The 223-nt window shown below is 62.3% G+C and carries 1 pseudogene; it reads right to left on the bottom strand.

Annotated elements, in window-relative coordinates:
• A pseudogene (locus MOV74_RS41390) lies at positions 1 to 186 on the bottom strand (branched-chain amino acid ABC transporter permease); the annotation flags it as partial.
• Positions 187 to 223: the final 37 nt, after the last annotated feature.

Below are 223 nucleotides of genomic sequence, written 5' to 3'. Positions count from 1 at the left end.
CACCGCGAGCCCGTAGATCAGGAGCATCGTCATCTGGAAGATGATGAAGTTCTTGACGAACACCGGCACGATCAACAGCACCGCCAGCACCAGCAGCGAGGTGCCCGTGCCGAGCGTCATGGCCCGCTTCGGAACCGCCTCGACCGCCTCGTGGCCTTCGCCGACGACTTCTTCTGCAGCGCTCATGATCAAACTCGCTTGACGATGTGCCGGCCGAACAGGC

Source organism: Bradyrhizobium sp. SHOUNA76, from assembly GCF_023006445.1.
Taxonomy (GTDB): Bacteria; Pseudomonadota; Alphaproteobacteria; order Rhizobiales; family Xanthobacteraceae; genus Bradyrhizobium.
The sequence above is the reverse complement of the archived record's forward strand: the minus strand, read 5'-3'. Positions and strand labels throughout refer to the sequence as shown.